Source organism: Pseudomonas sp. NPDC098740 (genome assembly GCF_044760065.1).
Lineage (GTDB): Bacteria > Pseudomonadota > Gammaproteobacteria > Pseudomonadales > Pseudomonadaceae > Aquipseudomonas > Aquipseudomonas rossensis.
The window spans coordinates 338,210-352,384 of record NZ_JBIWAM010000002.1; the positions used below are offsets into that span (position 1 = coordinate 338,210).

A 14,175-nucleotide genomic window follows, 5' to 3' on the forward strand; every position below is an offset into this window, starting at 1 on the left:
AACGGCAGCCCATTGAGGCTGCCGTTTTTGTTTCTGTCCTGGGCGCCGGGCAAGGTACAAAACACACGCGCCTCTGGCGTCCCGGTCCGGCGGCCTTATAATGCCCGCCTTTGCGTACATCAGCAGGCTGTCACTCCTTGGCAAATATAGATAATCCGGCCGCCGAAATGGTGGCCGACGGCTTTTTTCGGATCGCATTGGGCGTTGAATACAAAGGCTCGCGCTATCGCGGCTGGCAGCGCCAGGCTTCCGGCGTACTCACCGTGCAGGAAACGCTCGAAAAGGCCTTGTCCAAAGTCGCCGATTCACCGGTGTCGCTGCTCTGCGCCGGGCGTACGGATGCCGGTGTGCATGCGTGCGGTCAGGTGGTGCATTTCGATACTCAGGTCGAGCGTTCGATGAAAGCCTGGGTCATGGGCGCCAATATCAATTTGCCTCACGACGTCAGTGTCAGCTGGGCCAAGGTCATGCCGGCGCATTTTCATGCGCGGTTCAAGGCCATTGCCCGGCGCTATCGCTACGTGATCTACAACGATCAGATCCGCCCGGCGCACCTGAACGAAGAAATCACCTGGAACCACCGTCCGCTGGACGTCGAGCGCATGGCCGAGGCGGCGCAGTACCTGGTCGGCATCCACGATTTCAGCGCTTTCCGTGCCGGCCAGTGTCAGGCTAAGTCGCCGATCAAGGAGCTGCATCACCTGCGCGTCACGCGCCACGGCAAGATGATCGTGCTGGACATCCGCGCCAGCGCCTTCCTGCACCACATGGTGCGCAATATTGCTGGCGTGCTGATGACCATCGGTACCGGCGAGCGCCCGGTGGAGTGGATGAAAGAGGTTCTGGAGAGCCGCATTCGCCGGTCCGGCGGGGTGACGGCGCATCCGTACGGCCTGTACCTGGTGCAGGTCGAGTACCGCGACGAGTTCGAATTGCCCGAGCGTTACATCGGGCCGCACTTCCTGACCGGCTTCTCGGAACTTGACGGCTGACGCCCTCGAACGCTTTTGTTACCATCCGGGACTTTCTCGGATTTACCTTGGGGTTCTATCGACATGTCGGCCGTTCGCAGCAAGATTTGTGGGATTACCCGCATAGAAGATGCGTTGGCGGCGGTTGAGGCCGGGGCTGATGCGATCGGATTTGTGTTCTACGCCAAAAGCCCCCGGGCCGTGACGTTTCAGCAGGCACGCTCGATCATCGAGGCGTTGCCGCCGTTCGTGACCACCGTAGGGTTGTTCGTCAACGCCAGCCGCTGCGAGTTGGGGGAAATCCTCGACGCCGTGCCGCTGGACCTGTTGCAGTTCCATGGCGACGAAACCGCGGCCGAGTGCGAAGGCTGGCACCGTCCGTACATCAAGGCGCTACGGGTCAAGGCCGGTGACGATATCGCGGCCGCATGCGATGCGTTTCCAGGCGCCAGCGGTATCCTGCTCGACGCCTACGTTGAAGGCGTCCCCGGCGGAACCGGTGAAGCGTTCGACTGGTCTCTGATACCGCAAGGCTTGAGCAAACCGATCATCCTGGCGGGTGGCTTGACGCCGGACAACGTCGCCGAGGCGATTGCCCGGGTTCGGCCTTACGCCGTGGACGTCAGTGGTGGGGTAGAGGCGAGCAAGGGCATCAAGGATCACGCAAAGATTCAGGCGTTCATTAAAGCGGTTGTAGGACGTTGATGTGACGGCTGGCACACTGCCGCCGTCCACAGGCATGGCTGAGGGTTTTTGGGGTGTACGCAGGTCACGTTTAGCTGATCCGGCAACCCATCGATCATCGCCACATACATGAATTTAGCTCAAGGGCATACGCGGGGCTGCGAACCAGAGCGTTCGGGCCGCCGGTACTGGAGAAAGAAAGCATGAGCAACTGGTTAGTAGACAAACTGATCCCTTCGATCATGCGTTCCGAGGTCAAGAAGAGCTCGGTGCCTGAAGGTCTGTGGCACAAATGCCCGTCTTGCGAGGCTGTGCTGTATCGTCCGGAGCTGGAAAAGACCCTGGACGTTTGCCCCAAGTGCAACCACCACATGCGTATCGGCGCACGCGCCCGTATCGACATCTTCCTCGACGCCGAAGGCCGTGCCGAACTGGGCGCGGACCTGGAGCCGGTTGACCGTCTGAAATTCCGCGACGGCAAGAAGTACAAGGATCGCCTGACCGCTGCGCAGAAGCAGACCGGCGAAAAAGACGCACTGATCTCCATGAGCGGCTCCCTGCTGGGGATGCCGGTAGTGGTTTCGGCCTTCGAATTCTCCTTCATGGGTGGTTCGATGGGCGCCATCGTTGGTGAGCGTTTTGTTCGCGCTGCCAACTACGCGCTGGAAAACCGTTGCCCGATGATCTGCTTCGCCGCTTCCGGCGGTGCGCGGATGCAGGAAGCCCTGATCTCTCTGATGCAAATGGCCAAGACCTCTGCGGTGCTGGCGCGTCTGCGTGAAGAAGGCATTCCGTTCATCTCCGTACTGACCGACCCGGTCTACGGCGGTGTTTCCGCCAGTCTGGCGATGCTTGGCGACGTGATTGTCGGTGAGCCGAAAGCCCTGATCGGCTTCGCCGGTCCGCGCGTGATCGAGCAGACCGTGCGTGAAAAACTGCCGGAAGGCTTCCAGCGCAGCGAATTTCTGCTGGAGCACGGTGCGATCGACATGATCATTCACCGTCAGGAACTGCGTCCGCGGCTGGGCAATCTGCTAGCACAAATGATGGGCCTGCCGACGCCGAAATTCGTTGCCGCGCCCATCGAGCCAATCGTAGTTCCACCGGTACCCGCCAACATATGATCGAACGTACCCTTGGCGAGTGGCTCGCCTACCTTGAGCAGTTGCACCCTTCGGCCATCGACATGGGCCTGGAGCGCTCGCAACAGGTAGCGTCCCGCATGGGACTGGGCAAGCCGGCGCCTCGGGTGATCACGGTCACCGGCACCAACGGCAAAGGTTCTACCTGCGCATTCGTGGCTTCGTTGCTGCGGGCGCAGGGCCTGAACGTAGGTGTCTACAATTCTCCGCACCTGCTGCGTTACAACGAGCGGGTGCAGGTTAATGGCGTCGAAGCCACTGACGCCGAGCTGTGCGAAGCCTTTGCAGCGGTCGAGGCGGGCCGTGGCGACACATCCCTGACGTACTTCGAAATGGGCACCCTCGCGGCGTTCTGGCTGTTTCAACACGCCAGCCTCGATGCTGTGGTGCTGGAAGTCGGGCTGGGCGGGCGTCTAGACACGGTCAATGTGGTCGATGCCGATATGGCGCTGGTCACCAGCATCGGTGTCGATCACGCGGATTATCTGGGCGATACCCGTGAATCCGTAGCGTTCGAAAAGGCCGGCATCTTCCGCCAGCGCGCGCCTGCGCTCTGTGGTGACCTGAATCCTCCACAGCCTCTGCTGGATAAAGCGCGCGAGCTCAATTGCCCGTTTTTCCTGCGTGGGCGCGATTTTGACCTCGGCATCACCGATCACAACTGGCAATGGCGCGGTCTTGACGCTCAAGGGCGAGTGGTCGAGCTGCATGATCTGCCGTTGCTCGATCTGCCGATGGAAAACGCGGCGCTGGCGTTGCAGGCTTACCTGTTGCTCGGGTTGCCTTGGGTGGATGCACAAATTATTACTGCGCTGAAAGCCACTCGGGTGGTCGGTCGCCTCGATCGCCGTCAGTTCGACTGGCAGGGCAAGCGCCTGAACCTGTTGCTGGACGTGGGGCATAACCCCCATGCGGCGGAGTATCTGGCTCGCCGTCTGGCCAGCCGTCCACCGGTCGGGAAGCGTCTGGCGGTGTTCGGACTGTTGGCGGACAAGGATCTGGATGGTGTTGTCGGTGAATTGAATGCTAGTGTCCAGCATTGGGCCGTCGCGCCGCTGGATTCACCGCGAGCACGCCCGGTTGCCGATTTGCACGGGGCGCTGCAGAACCTTGGCGCCTCGGTAACGTCCTATGACAGCGTGGCCGCCGCCCTGGAAGGGCAGTGCGCGCTGGCGACGAGCGACGACGAGATTCTGTTGTTCGGATCATTTTATTGTGTTGCCGAGGCCCTCGAATGGCTGGCCCGGCGCTCCACGGAGGAAGCGGCAAATGGCATTGCTGGATAAGGCATACAAACAGCGCATGGTAGGCGCCCTGGTTCTGGTGGCGCTGGCGGTGATTTTCCTGCCGATGCTGTTTTCCCGTCAGGATGAACAGCGTCAAGTGACGGTTGAAGCCCCGGCTGCGCCGCAAGCGCCTTCGATGCCGCAAGTGCAGGTCGAACCGGTGGTGGTGCCTGAGCCGCAAGCGCTGCCTCAGGAACCTGTGCCGAGTGATGATGAAATCGTTCAGCAAGAAGCATCGTCCATGCCGATTGCCCCAAGCGCCCCAAGTGCCCCGGTTGCGCCTGCGCCTGCCGCCAAGCCGGTCGCGCCAGCTCCGGCGCCAGCACCTGCGCCGGTGAACAAACCAACGGTTGCACCTAGCCAGCCCATCACGGCTGCATCGGGCAAGCCGGACACGACTCAAAGCCGCGTCGATGCCAATGGCCTGTCTGTCAGTTGGTCGGTGCAACTGGCCAGCCTGTCGAGCCGTGCAAGTGCAGAAAGCCTGCAGAAATCCCTGCGCAGTCAGGGTTACAACGCCTACATTCGTACTGCCGACGGCAAGAATCGGGTGTTTGTCGGACCGCTGATCGAACGTGCAGAAGCCGATCGTCTGCGTGACTTGTTGAGCCGCCAGCAGAACCTCAAGGGTTTTGTGGTGCGTTTCCAGCCTGAGCGTGGCTAACGATTCGTCAATCGGCTCTATGTAGCAGCTGCCGAGCCTGCGAGGCTGCGTCCGGTTTGGGCCGCATTCGGACGAAGCAGCCGTAAACCCTGCTTGTACAGTGTGCCGGATAGACCGAATGGCCTGATTTTACGGCTGCTGCGCAGCCGGACGCAGGCTTCGCCAGCTGCTACAGGGGCGGGTGCAGCTTCGATAGGGGCTAAAACTATCGCCTCGATTTGGAATGCACTGACAATCGCAGCTTACCGATAGCCATGCGCTCTGCTAAAATGCGCCGCCTTATCCGTCTGTAGGCTGCACTGTGCCATTTACCTGGGTTGATTGGGCGATCGTTGCAATCGTCGCCATCTCCGCATTGATCAGTCTGAGCCGCGGCTTCGTCAAAGAAGCACTATCGCTGGTGACCTGGATCATTGCAGGAGTCGTCGCCTGGATGTTCGGTGGTTCATTGTCCGAGTACCTCGCCGGATACATCCAAACGCCGTCGGCTCGTGTGATCACGGGCTGTGCCATCATGTTTGTCGCCACGTTAATCGTAGGCGCAATGATCAATTATCTTATCGGCGAATTGGTTCGCGTCACCGGGTTGTCCGGGACCGATCGATTTCTCGGCATGGCCTTCGGCGCCGCGCGTGGCGTGTTGCTGGTGGTCGTGGCGGTCGGGCTGTTGAGCCTGGGGCCGGTACAGCAGGACGGGTGGTGGCAAGAGTCACAGCTCGTGCCAAAATTTCTATTGGTCGCAGACTGGTCCAAAAACCTGATTCTTGGGTGGAGCAGTCAGTGGCTTGCCAGCGGTATCAGCGTACCCGCTGAGATACCGTTCAAGGAGCACCTCTTGCCGATGGCCAAAACGCCTCAGTGAGTTGTGTTCAGTTCAGATCCATTAAGTAGGGGTTGCGTCGCATGTGTGGCATCGTCGGTATCGTCGGTAAGTCGAACGTCAATCAGGCGCTGTATGACGCGCTAACCGTCCTCCAGCACCGCGGCCAGGACGCTGCCGGTATCGTGACCAGCCATGATGGCCGGTTATTCCTGCGCAAGGACAATGGCCTGGTGCGTGACGTGTTCCATCAACGTCACATGCAGCGCCTGGTCGGCCACATGGGTATTGGCCATGTGCGTTACCCGACCGCGGGCAGTTCGACCTCGGCCGAAGCCCAACCGTTTTACGTCAACTCGCCTTACGGCATCACCCTGGCGCACAACGGTAACCTGACCAATGTTGAACAGCTGGCCAAGGAGATTTACGAATCTGACCTGCGCCACGTCAACACCAACTCCGATTCGGAAGTGCTGCTCAACGTGTTCGCTCACGAACTGGCCCAGCGCGGCAAGTTGCAGCCAACCGAAGAAGACGTGTTCGCGGCTGTTACTGACGTGCATAACCGTTGCGTCGGTGGTTACGCGGTTGTGGCGATGGTGACCGGTTACGGCATCGTCGGTTTCCGCGACCCGCACGGCATCCGTCCGATCGTCTTCGGTCAGCGTCACACCGACGAAGGCGTCGAGTACATGATCGCTTCCGAAAGCGTTTCCCTGGACGTACTCGGTTTCACCCTGATTCGCGACCTGGCACCGGGCGAAGCGGTCTACATCACCGAAGACGGCAAGCTGCACACCCGTCAGTGTGCGACCAACCCGTCCCTGACCCCGTGCATCTTCGAACACGTCTACCTGGCGCGTCCGGACTCGATCATCGACGGCGTGTCGGTCTACAAGGCCCGCCTGCGCATGGGTGAGAAACTCGCCGAGAAGATTCTGCGCGAGCGTCCAGAACACGACATCGACGTGGTCATCCCGATTCCGGACACCAGCCGCACCGCGGCCCTGGAGCTGGCGAACCACTTGGGCGTCAAGTTTCGCGAAGGTTTCGTGAAGAACCGCTACATCGGCCGGACCTTCATCATGCCGGGCCAAGCTGCGCGGAAAAAATCCGTACGCCAGAAGCTCAACGCCATCGAGCTGGAATTCCGCGGCAAGAACGTGATGCTGGTGGACGACTCCATCGTTCGCGGCACCACCTGCAAGCAGATCATCCAGATGGCCCGCGAAGCCGGCGCCAAAAATGTCTACTTCTGCTCCGCGGCACCGGCCGTTCGTTACCCGAACGTCTACGGCATCGACATGCCGAGCGCTCACGAGTTGATCGCCCACAACCGTTCGACCCAGGACGTGGCTGATCTGATCGGCGCTGACTGGTTGATCTATCAGGACTTGCCTGACTTGATCGAAGCGGTCGGTGGCGGCAAGATCAAGATCGAGAAGTTCGATTGCGCGGTGTTCGACGGCCAGTACGTCACCGGCGACGTCGACGAGGCTTACCTGAACAAGATCGAGCAGGCACGTAACGATGCCTCCAAGGTCAAGACGCAGGCAGTCAGTGCGATCATTGATCTGTATAACAACTGAGTAACTACCGGCCCTGAGGGGCCGGTTTTGTATCTACTAAAAGAGCAAGGCAAGGAGTGACAGCATGAGTCAGGATTGGGATGCCGGTCGGCTGGACAGCGACCTCGAAGGCGTAGCGTTCGACACCCTGGCCGTACGCGCCGGTCAGCACCGCACGCCGGAAGGCGAACACGGTGATCCGATGTTCTTCACTTCCAGCTACGTATTCCGTACCGCCGCCGACGCGGCCGCACGTTTTGCCGGTGAAGTGCCGGGCAACGTTTACTCGCGCTACACCAACCCGACCGTGCGTGCGTTCGAAGAGCGCATTGCCGCGCTGGAAAGCGCCGAACAAGCTGTGGCCACGGCGACCGGCATGGCCGCGATCATGGCGGTGGTGATGAGCCTGTGCAGCGCCGGCGATCACGTGCTGGTATCGCGCAGCGTATTCGGTTCGACCATCAGTCTGTTCGAGAAGTACTTCAAACGCTTTGGCATTGAAGTCGATTACGTGCCTCTGCCGGACTTGTCCGGCTGGGATGCGGCGATCAAGGCCAACACTAAATTGCTGTTCGTCGAATCGCCATCCAACCCGCTGGCTGAACTGGTGGACATCGCCGAGCTGTCGAAAATCGCTCACGCCAAAGGTGCGATGCTGGTGGTCGACAACTGCTTCTGCACCCCGGCGTTGCAGCAACCGCTGAAGATGGGTGCGGACATCGTCGTGCACTCGGCGACCAAGTTCATCGACGGCCAGGGCCGTTGCATGGGCGGTGTTGTGGCCGGTCGCAGCGAACAGATGAAAGAAGTCGTCGGTTTCCTGCGGACTGCCGGGCCGACCCTGAGCCCGTTCAACGCCTGGATCTTCCTCAAGGGCCTGGAAACGCTGAGCCTGCGCATGAAGGCTCACTGCGCCAATGCCCAGCAACTGGCCGAATGGCTGGAGCAGCAGGAAGGCATCGAGAAAGTCCATTACGCCGGTCTCAAAAGCCATCCGCAGCACGCGTTGGCCCTGCGTCAGCAGAAAGGCTTTGGAGCGGTCGTGAGTTTCGAGGTCAAGGGCGGCAAAGAGGGCGCCTGGCGCTTTATCGATGCGACCCGCCTGATTTCCATCACAGCCAACCTGGGTGACAGCAAAACCACCATTACGCACCCAAGCACCACCTCTCACGGCCGTCTGGCTCCGCAAGAGCGTGAAGCAGCGGGCATTCGTGACAGCCTGATCCGCATCGCGGTCGGTCTGGAAGACGTGGCCGACCTGCAAGCCGATCTGGCGCGCGGGTTGGCTGCCTTGTGATCGAGTTGTCCACGCCAAGCACTGGCACCAACGGCCGCGTTGCGATGGTCACGGGTGCTGCGCGGGGCATTGGTCTGGGGATCTCGGCCTGGCTGATCAGCGAAGGCTGGCAGGTGGTGCTGACTGATCTTGATCGAGTACGCGGTTCGAAAGTGGCGAAGGTGCTCGGCGACAACGCTTGGTTCATCGCCATGGACGTCTCGAACGAAGGGCAGGTGGCATTGGGCGTCGCCGAAGTGCTGGGGCAGTTCGGGCGTCTGGATGCGCTGGTGTGCAACGCGGCGGTTGCCGATCCGCACAACATCACCCTTGAAAGCCTTGATCTGGCGTACTGGAATCGGGTGCTGGCGGTGAACCTCAGTGGGCCGATGCTGTTGGCCAAGCACTGTGCGCCGTACCTGCGTGCTCACAGCGGCGCGATCGTCAACCTGGCCTCGACCCGCGCCGGGCAGTCGGAACCCGACACCGAGGCTTATGCGGCGAGCAAGGGCGGCCTGCTGGCCCTGACTCATGCCTTGGCGATCAGCCTCGGGCCGGAAATCCGCGTCAATGCGGTCAGCCCCGGCTGGATCGATGCGCGAGATCCCTCCGCACGTCGTGCCGAACCTCTGACCGAGGCCGATCATGCCCAGCATCCGGCGGGCAGGGTAGGGACGGTCGAGGACGTGGCGGCGATGGTCGCCTGGCTGTTGTCGAAGAACGCCGGTTTTGTCACGGGCCAGGAGTTCGTGGTCGATGGCGGCATGACCAAGAAGATGATTTACAGCGAGTGATCCGCATAGGCGCACACATGTATTGAATGTGCCGCCGCCTTCGCGAGCAAGCTCGCTCCCACATTGAAACGCAATCCACCGTGGGAGCGAGCTTGCTCGCGAAAGCGGTCCGACTGTTGCTGATGCTGTTGCGAATGACACGATTTTGTCTTTTTCCGAAAAACTTCAATCCTGCTATTGACTTAGCTTCGGTACCTGCGTAAATTTCGCGGCCTCGGAGATGCAAACGGGTGATTAGCTCAGCTGGGAGAGCGTCTGCCTTACAAGCAGAATGTCGGCGGTTCGATCCCGTCATCACCCACCACTTCCGAGAGTCTTGCGAAAGCAAGATGGAAGCTTTTAAAAGCCTCCACCGACGCGCAGCGGTAGTTCAGTCGGTTAGAATACCGGCCTGTCACGCCGGGGGTCGCGGGTTCGAGTCCCGTCCGCTGCGCCATATTTTCCGAGTCAGAGTTTATTCTGGTTCGAGATTGAAAGCCTCGAAGCTTTCAGTCAGACGAGTTACTTGGACGCAAGTCCAAAGCGATACGCAGCGGTAGTTCAGTCGGTTAGAATACCGGCCTGTCACGCCGGGGGTCGCGGGTTCGAGTCCCGTCCGCTGCGCCATATCTGCCTCAAGGCCCACTGAACGCCTTGGAGCTACGAAGTAAGCCGCTGGCTGCTTCGAGTCGATAGCAAAGACCCTGGTCGAAAGACCGGGGTTTTTTGTGCCTGCGATTTGGCTTTTCATGTTTGACCCGTAACCACGGGCATTCGTGTCTGCCGGCCAAATGCGGCCGTGTGTCGAATTCTTACTCCTCTCGACGATTTCCCTCAATAACGCTCGGCCCTGATTAACCGGTGGCTGCGTGGCAGAAACACCTGTCTTTCATATGCGTATTCAAGTTTTTCCTGGGAGCAAAACGCACAAAGCGCTTGGTTTGAAGTCTCAACACTAATTAGAATGAGTCGCATTTAAAATATTTCTTCGCGCAGGGTTCCTTTAGATGAGTGATGCAGCGATGCCGGCGGCGCAAACCTTCCACGACCTGTACCGCGACCATCGTGGCTGGCTCGAAAGCTGGCTGAGGCGACGCATGAGCAATGGCCATGATGCGGCGGACTTGAGCCAGGATACGTTCGTGCGTTTACTCGCCAGCTCCCAGCACATCGCTGACCTGCAAGAACCCCGCGCCTATCTGGCGACAGTCGGCAAGCGGCTGCTGACCAACTTCTATAAGCGCCGCAGCCTGGAGCAGGCCTACCTCAGTGCGCTGGCGCTGCTGCCTGAGGACTGCGTGCCGTCTCCCGAGCAACGTTGGTTGCTGCTGGAAACCTTGCAAGCCCTGGACGAATTGCTCGATGGATTGCCGACCGCGGTGCGACGGGCGTTTCTCTGGAGTCAGCTGGAGGGCTTGGGTTATCACGAGATCGCCGAACGCCTGCAAGTCTCGGAGCGGACGATCAAGCGCTACATGGCGCAAGCCTATGAACATTGCCTGCTGGTGGAATTGTGATCGGTTCGGCACCTTCGGCTGAAGCCCGGCAAGTTGTTCGGGCTGCCGCTCAATGGCTGGCACTCATGGAGTCAGGCGCTGCCAACGAGCGCGATCGTGCCAATCTGCAGCACTGGCGTGACAGCCATCCCAGTCACGAACAGGCCTGGCAGAAAGCCCAACTCTTGCGCCAACGCTTTGCCGACCTGCCGTCAGCACTGGCCATGGCCAGCCTGGATCGGCCGCAGACGAGTCGGCGCACGGTGCTCAAGCGCGCCGTGGGGGCAGTGGCGCTGGTGCCAACCGCCTGGCTGATCAGCCGGCAGCTACCTCTGGATGTCTGGCGCGCTGACCTGCGAACGGCGACCGGGGAGGGCAAAAAAGTCCAGTTGGCCGATGGCAGCTTGCTGCAATTGAACACCGCGAGTGCCGTCGATATCGACCTGAAGAACCGACGGCTGACACTTGTGGAAGGCGAAATAGCGCTGAATGTGCCCGGGACCTTGCCGCTGACGATCCAGACGCACTTCGGGCAAGTGGTCGTCAGCCAGAGCGAAGTGTGCGTTCGTCAGGGCCAGACGGGTTGCAAGGTGTCAGTGCTTAAAGGCGCGGTGCAGTTGCAGCCTTTGCGCGGGCCGGTCTTTTCGTTGCGCGCAGGCCAGCAAGTCAGCCTTCAGGCAATGGGTGCCGGACGCGTCGAACCTTTCGATGTGCTTGCGCCAGGCTGGCGCGACGGCGTGTTGATGGCGCAGAACCAGCCCCTGGGCGATTTTCTGCGCGAACTCAGCACCTATCGTCCTGGATTGTTGCGCTGGGAGCCGGAGCTCGAATCACTGCGCGTCACCGGCAGTTTCCGTCTGGAAGACACCGATCGCATCCTGACGTTGCTGGCGGCCAGCCTGCCGCTGGAGGTGCATAGGCGGACCCGCTACTGGGTTACGTTGCTGCCGCGCAAAAATAGTGTTTGAGGTGTGTCCCCTTTTTTCGCGTCGCTTGTCATTCAAGGTAAGTGAAACGAAATCAGAGAGATTCTCAATGCCCGTAGTGATGCCCTGCAGTACGCGTCTGGGTTCTTCCAGGCTGCGCCCGTTGTTGCACTTGAGTCTGTTGCTGAGTCTGAGTGCCTGTCCGTTGTTCATCACTGCCGGTTGGGCCGAAGACGCGCCTCGACGCAGTTATCAGGTGCCAGCAGGAAGCCTCAGTGCAGCGCTGACCCGTTTCGCCGGGCTGGCCGGGGTCAATCTGTCAGTAGACCCGGCATTGGTGGGCAGTCGCACCAGCCCTGGACTTTCCGGCGAATACGCGGTCGAGGAGGGCTTTGCCCGACTGTTGCAGGGTTCCGGTCTGCAACTGCAGCCGGTGGGCGAAGAGGCGTACATCCTGACGCCGGCGCCAGAAGGCAGCAGCTTGCAACTGGGCGCCACCTCGATTCTCGGTGCCATTGACCCGGTGGAGGGCGATCCGTATGCCGGTGGCCAGGTCGCGCGCCGTGGCTCGCAAGGCTTGCTGGGCTCGAAAGACTTTATGGAAACGCCGTTCAGCATGACCACCTACACCAGTGAGGTGGTCAAAAACCAGCAGGCGCGTACCTTGGGCGACCTGATCGCCAACGATCCTTCGGTTCGCGCCACCAACCCGGCGGGTGGGCGCTATGAGCAGTTCACCATTCGAGGGTTGAGCCTTTTCAACAGTGATGTTTCCTACAACGGCCTCTACGGCGTCCTGCCGACCTATACGATCGACATGGAGATGGCCGACCGCGTCGACGTCCTCAAAGGCCCGAGCCAGCTCATCAACGGCATCTCGCCGCGGGGCAGCGTGGGTGGCGGGATCAACGTGGTGCCCAAGCGCGCGACCGACAAGCCCATCACTTCGTTCACCGGTATGTACGCTTCCGACAGCCAGGTCGGTGGTGCCGTGGATGTCGGCCGGCGCTTTGGTGAAGACAATAAGTTTGGCCTTCGTTTCAACGGCGTGAAGCAGTCCGGCGACACCGAATGGGATCACCAGAATGTCGACCGCGAGATGGCCGTGCTGGGCCTGGATTTTCGCGGTGAACGCCTGCGACTCTCGACGGACATCGGGCGCACCGAGCGTGATACCGACGCCCCGCAGGAACGCGTACAGGTCGGCGCAAATGCGCAGGTTCCGCATGCCAGCGATATTCGCCGCAACTATGCGCAGCCCTGGAGCAACGCGAGTACCAACGACACCTTCGGCACGGTGAACGCTGAATTCGATGTCAACGATTCCGTCATGCTGTACGGCGGTGTGGGCGCGCGCAAAAGTAACCATGACTTCCTCCGACATGCCGTTTCGGTCACCAACAACGCTGGCAATTTCAGCGTTCAACCGCGTGACTTCACCCGTGACGAAAATGTCCGGACGGCCACGGCGGGAGTGCGCAACTGGTTCCATACCGGCCCGGTAAGCCATGAAGTCAACCTGGCCGCCAGCTATTACTACATGGACTTCGAAAATGGCGGCGCCCGTTATGCTGCGGCCAACAGCAACATTTATAACCCCGTTGAAACACCAACGCCTGTCAGACCCACGCGACAGGATTCGGAGGTCTATACCGAGAACCGCTCCACCGGCGTGGCTTTGTCCGACACCCTGGGTTTCTTCGATGACCGGCTGCTGCTGACCCTCGGTGCCCGCTGGCAGCGCGTGAAGGTTGACGACTGGACCGATAACGTCAGAGGCGACACCGCCTACGACGAGGAAAAGGTTTCGCCGTCGGGCGGCATCCTGTTCAAGGCAACCGATAAGCTGTCGCTGTATGCCAACTACATGGAAGGCCTGAGCCAGGGCAAGATCGCACCGTCGACCTCGGTGAACGAGGACGAGATCTTCCCGCCGTTCATCAGCCGCCAGGTCGAAGTCGGTGCCAAGTATGACGCCGGTGCGTTCGCCGTCACCGCCGCCGTGTTCCGGATCAAGCAGCCGGCCTACGAGACCAACGCCACGACGCGCGTCTTCGGCCCGAACGGCAAGCGTGAGAACACGGGTGTGGAACTGAGTGTGTTCGGTGAACCGCTCGATGGTTTCCGTCTGCTCGGCGGTGTCATGTACATCGACAGCGAGTTGAGCAACACCACCAATGGCACCTTCGACGGCAACCGGGCGCCGGCCACGCCGAAATACAACGTCAACCTGGGCGCCGAGTGGGACGTGCCGACTGTACAGGGCCTGACCTTGACCAGCCGCGGCATTTATTCCAGCTCGCAGTACCTGGACCAGTCCAACAACAAGGAAATCGACTCCTGGGAGCGTTTCGACGTGGGCGCACGCTATGCGTTCAAGGTCGAGGAAAAGAACATCACCCTGCGTGCCAATGTCGAGAACGTGGCGGACAAGCGCTACTGGAGTTCGGCCGGGGCCTCGGATGACAGTGAGCCTGGTTTGACACTGTCGACCCCGCGCACCTACCTCCTTTCGGCGACTGTCGACTTCTGATCCACCCGTGTCATGCGCCCCAGGGATCGGGGCGCC

General features: G+C 60.6%; 12 protein-coding genes and 3 tRNA genes. All 15 read left to right on the forward strand.

Annotated features, from left to right (window positions below):
• The first annotated feature begins 167 nt into the window (after window positions 1–167).
• The 15 genes from truA (at window position 168) to ACIQU2_RS04210 (ending at window position 14,139) form a co-directional block, all read left to right on the forward strand.
• Window positions 168–992: a tRNA pseudouridine(38-40) synthase TruA gene (gene truA, locus ACIQU2_RS04140; protein WP_403138898.1), complete on the forward strand. Its 825-nt coding sequence runs from the start codon at window positions 168–170 to the stop codon at window positions 990–992.
• A gap of 63 nt (window positions 993–1,055) precedes the next feature.
• Window positions 1,056–1,676 carry a phosphoribosylanthranilate isomerase gene (locus tag ACIQU2_RS04145; protein WP_403138800.1) on the forward strand — a complete coding sequence of 207 codons (621 nt, stop codon included), beginning with the start codon at window positions 1,056–1,058 and terminating at the stop codon, window positions 1,674–1,676.
• Window positions 1,677–1,858: 182 nt separating this feature from the next.
• Window positions 1,859–2,779: an acetyl-CoA carboxylase, carboxyltransferase subunit beta gene (gene accD, locus ACIQU2_RS04150; RefSeq protein ID WP_033061847.1), complete on the forward strand. Its 921-nt coding sequence runs from the start codon at window positions 1,859–1,861 to the stop codon at window positions 2,777–2,779.
• Window positions 2,776–4,083 (forward strand): bifunctional tetrahydrofolate synthase/dihydrofolate synthase, encoded by a 1,308-nt coding sequence (gene folC / locus ACIQU2_RS04155; protein ID WP_403138804.1) that lies wholly within the window; start codon window positions 2,776–2,778, stop codon window positions 4,081–4,083. Before accD ends, folC begins: the two co-directional genes overlap by 4 nt.
• Complete coding sequence (locus ACIQU2_RS04160; RefSeq protein WP_403138807.1) at window positions 4,067–4,747, forward strand: SPOR domain-containing protein; 681 nt, start codon at window positions 4,067–4,069, stop codon at window positions 4,745–4,747. Before folC ends, ACIQU2_RS04160 begins: the two co-directional genes overlap by 17 nt.
• 301 nt (window positions 4,748–5,048) lie before the next feature.
• Window positions 5,049–5,609, forward strand: coding sequence for a CvpA family protein (locus ACIQU2_RS04165; protein WP_074875247.1), 561 nt, complete (start codon window positions 5,049–5,051; stop codon window positions 5,607–5,609).
• 41 nt (window positions 5,610–5,650) lie between these two features.
• Window positions 5,651–7,156, forward strand: a complete 1,506-nt coding sequence (purF, locus tag ACIQU2_RS04170; protein ID WP_010456022.1) for an amidophosphoribosyltransferase — start codon at window positions 5,651–5,653, stop codon at window positions 7,154–7,156.
• 64 nt (window positions 7,157–7,220) lie between these two features.
• The gene (locus ACIQU2_RS04175) at window positions 7,221–8,432 is read left to right on the forward strand and encodes an O-succinylhomoserine sulfhydrylase (protein ID WP_403138812.1); all 1,212 of its coding nucleotides are present in this window, start codon (window positions 7,221–7,223) and stop codon (window positions 8,430–8,432) included.
• A complete protein-coding gene (locus ACIQU2_RS04180; RefSeq protein WP_403138815.1) occupies window positions 8,429–9,205 on the forward strand; it encodes an SDR family oxidoreductase in 777 nt (258 codons plus the stop codon). The genes ACIQU2_RS04175 and ACIQU2_RS04180 overlap by 4 nt, the downstream gene beginning before the upstream one ends.
• 228 nt (window positions 9,206–9,433) lie before the next feature.
• A tRNA-Val gene (locus ACIQU2_RS04185) sits at window positions 9,434–9,509 on the forward strand.
• Window positions 9,510–9,564: 55 nt separating this feature from the next.
• A tRNA-Asp gene (locus ACIQU2_RS04190) sits at window positions 9,565–9,641 on the forward strand.
• Window positions 9,642–9,734: 93 nt separating this feature from the next.
• A tRNA-Asp gene (locus ACIQU2_RS04195) sits at window positions 9,735–9,811 on the forward strand.
• A 380-nt stretch (window positions 9,812–10,191) separates the two neighbouring features.
• Entirely contained in the window at window positions 10,192–10,701 is a 510-nt protein-coding gene (locus ACIQU2_RS04200; RefSeq protein ID WP_008145604.1) for a sigma-70 family RNA polymerase sigma factor, read from the forward strand.
• Window positions 10,698–11,648: a FecR domain-containing protein gene (locus tag ACIQU2_RS04205; protein ID WP_403138819.1), complete on the forward strand. Its 951-nt coding sequence runs from the start codon at window positions 10,698–10,700 to the stop codon at window positions 11,646–11,648. Before ACIQU2_RS04200 ends, ACIQU2_RS04205 begins: the two co-directional genes overlap by 4 nt.
• Window positions 11,649–11,715: 67 nt before the next feature.
• A complete protein-coding gene (locus ACIQU2_RS04210) occupies window positions 11,716–14,139 on the forward strand; it encodes a TonB-dependent siderophore receptor (RefSeq protein ID WP_403138822.1) in 2,424 nt (807 codons plus the stop codon).
• Window positions 14,140–14,175: the final 36 nt, after the last annotated feature.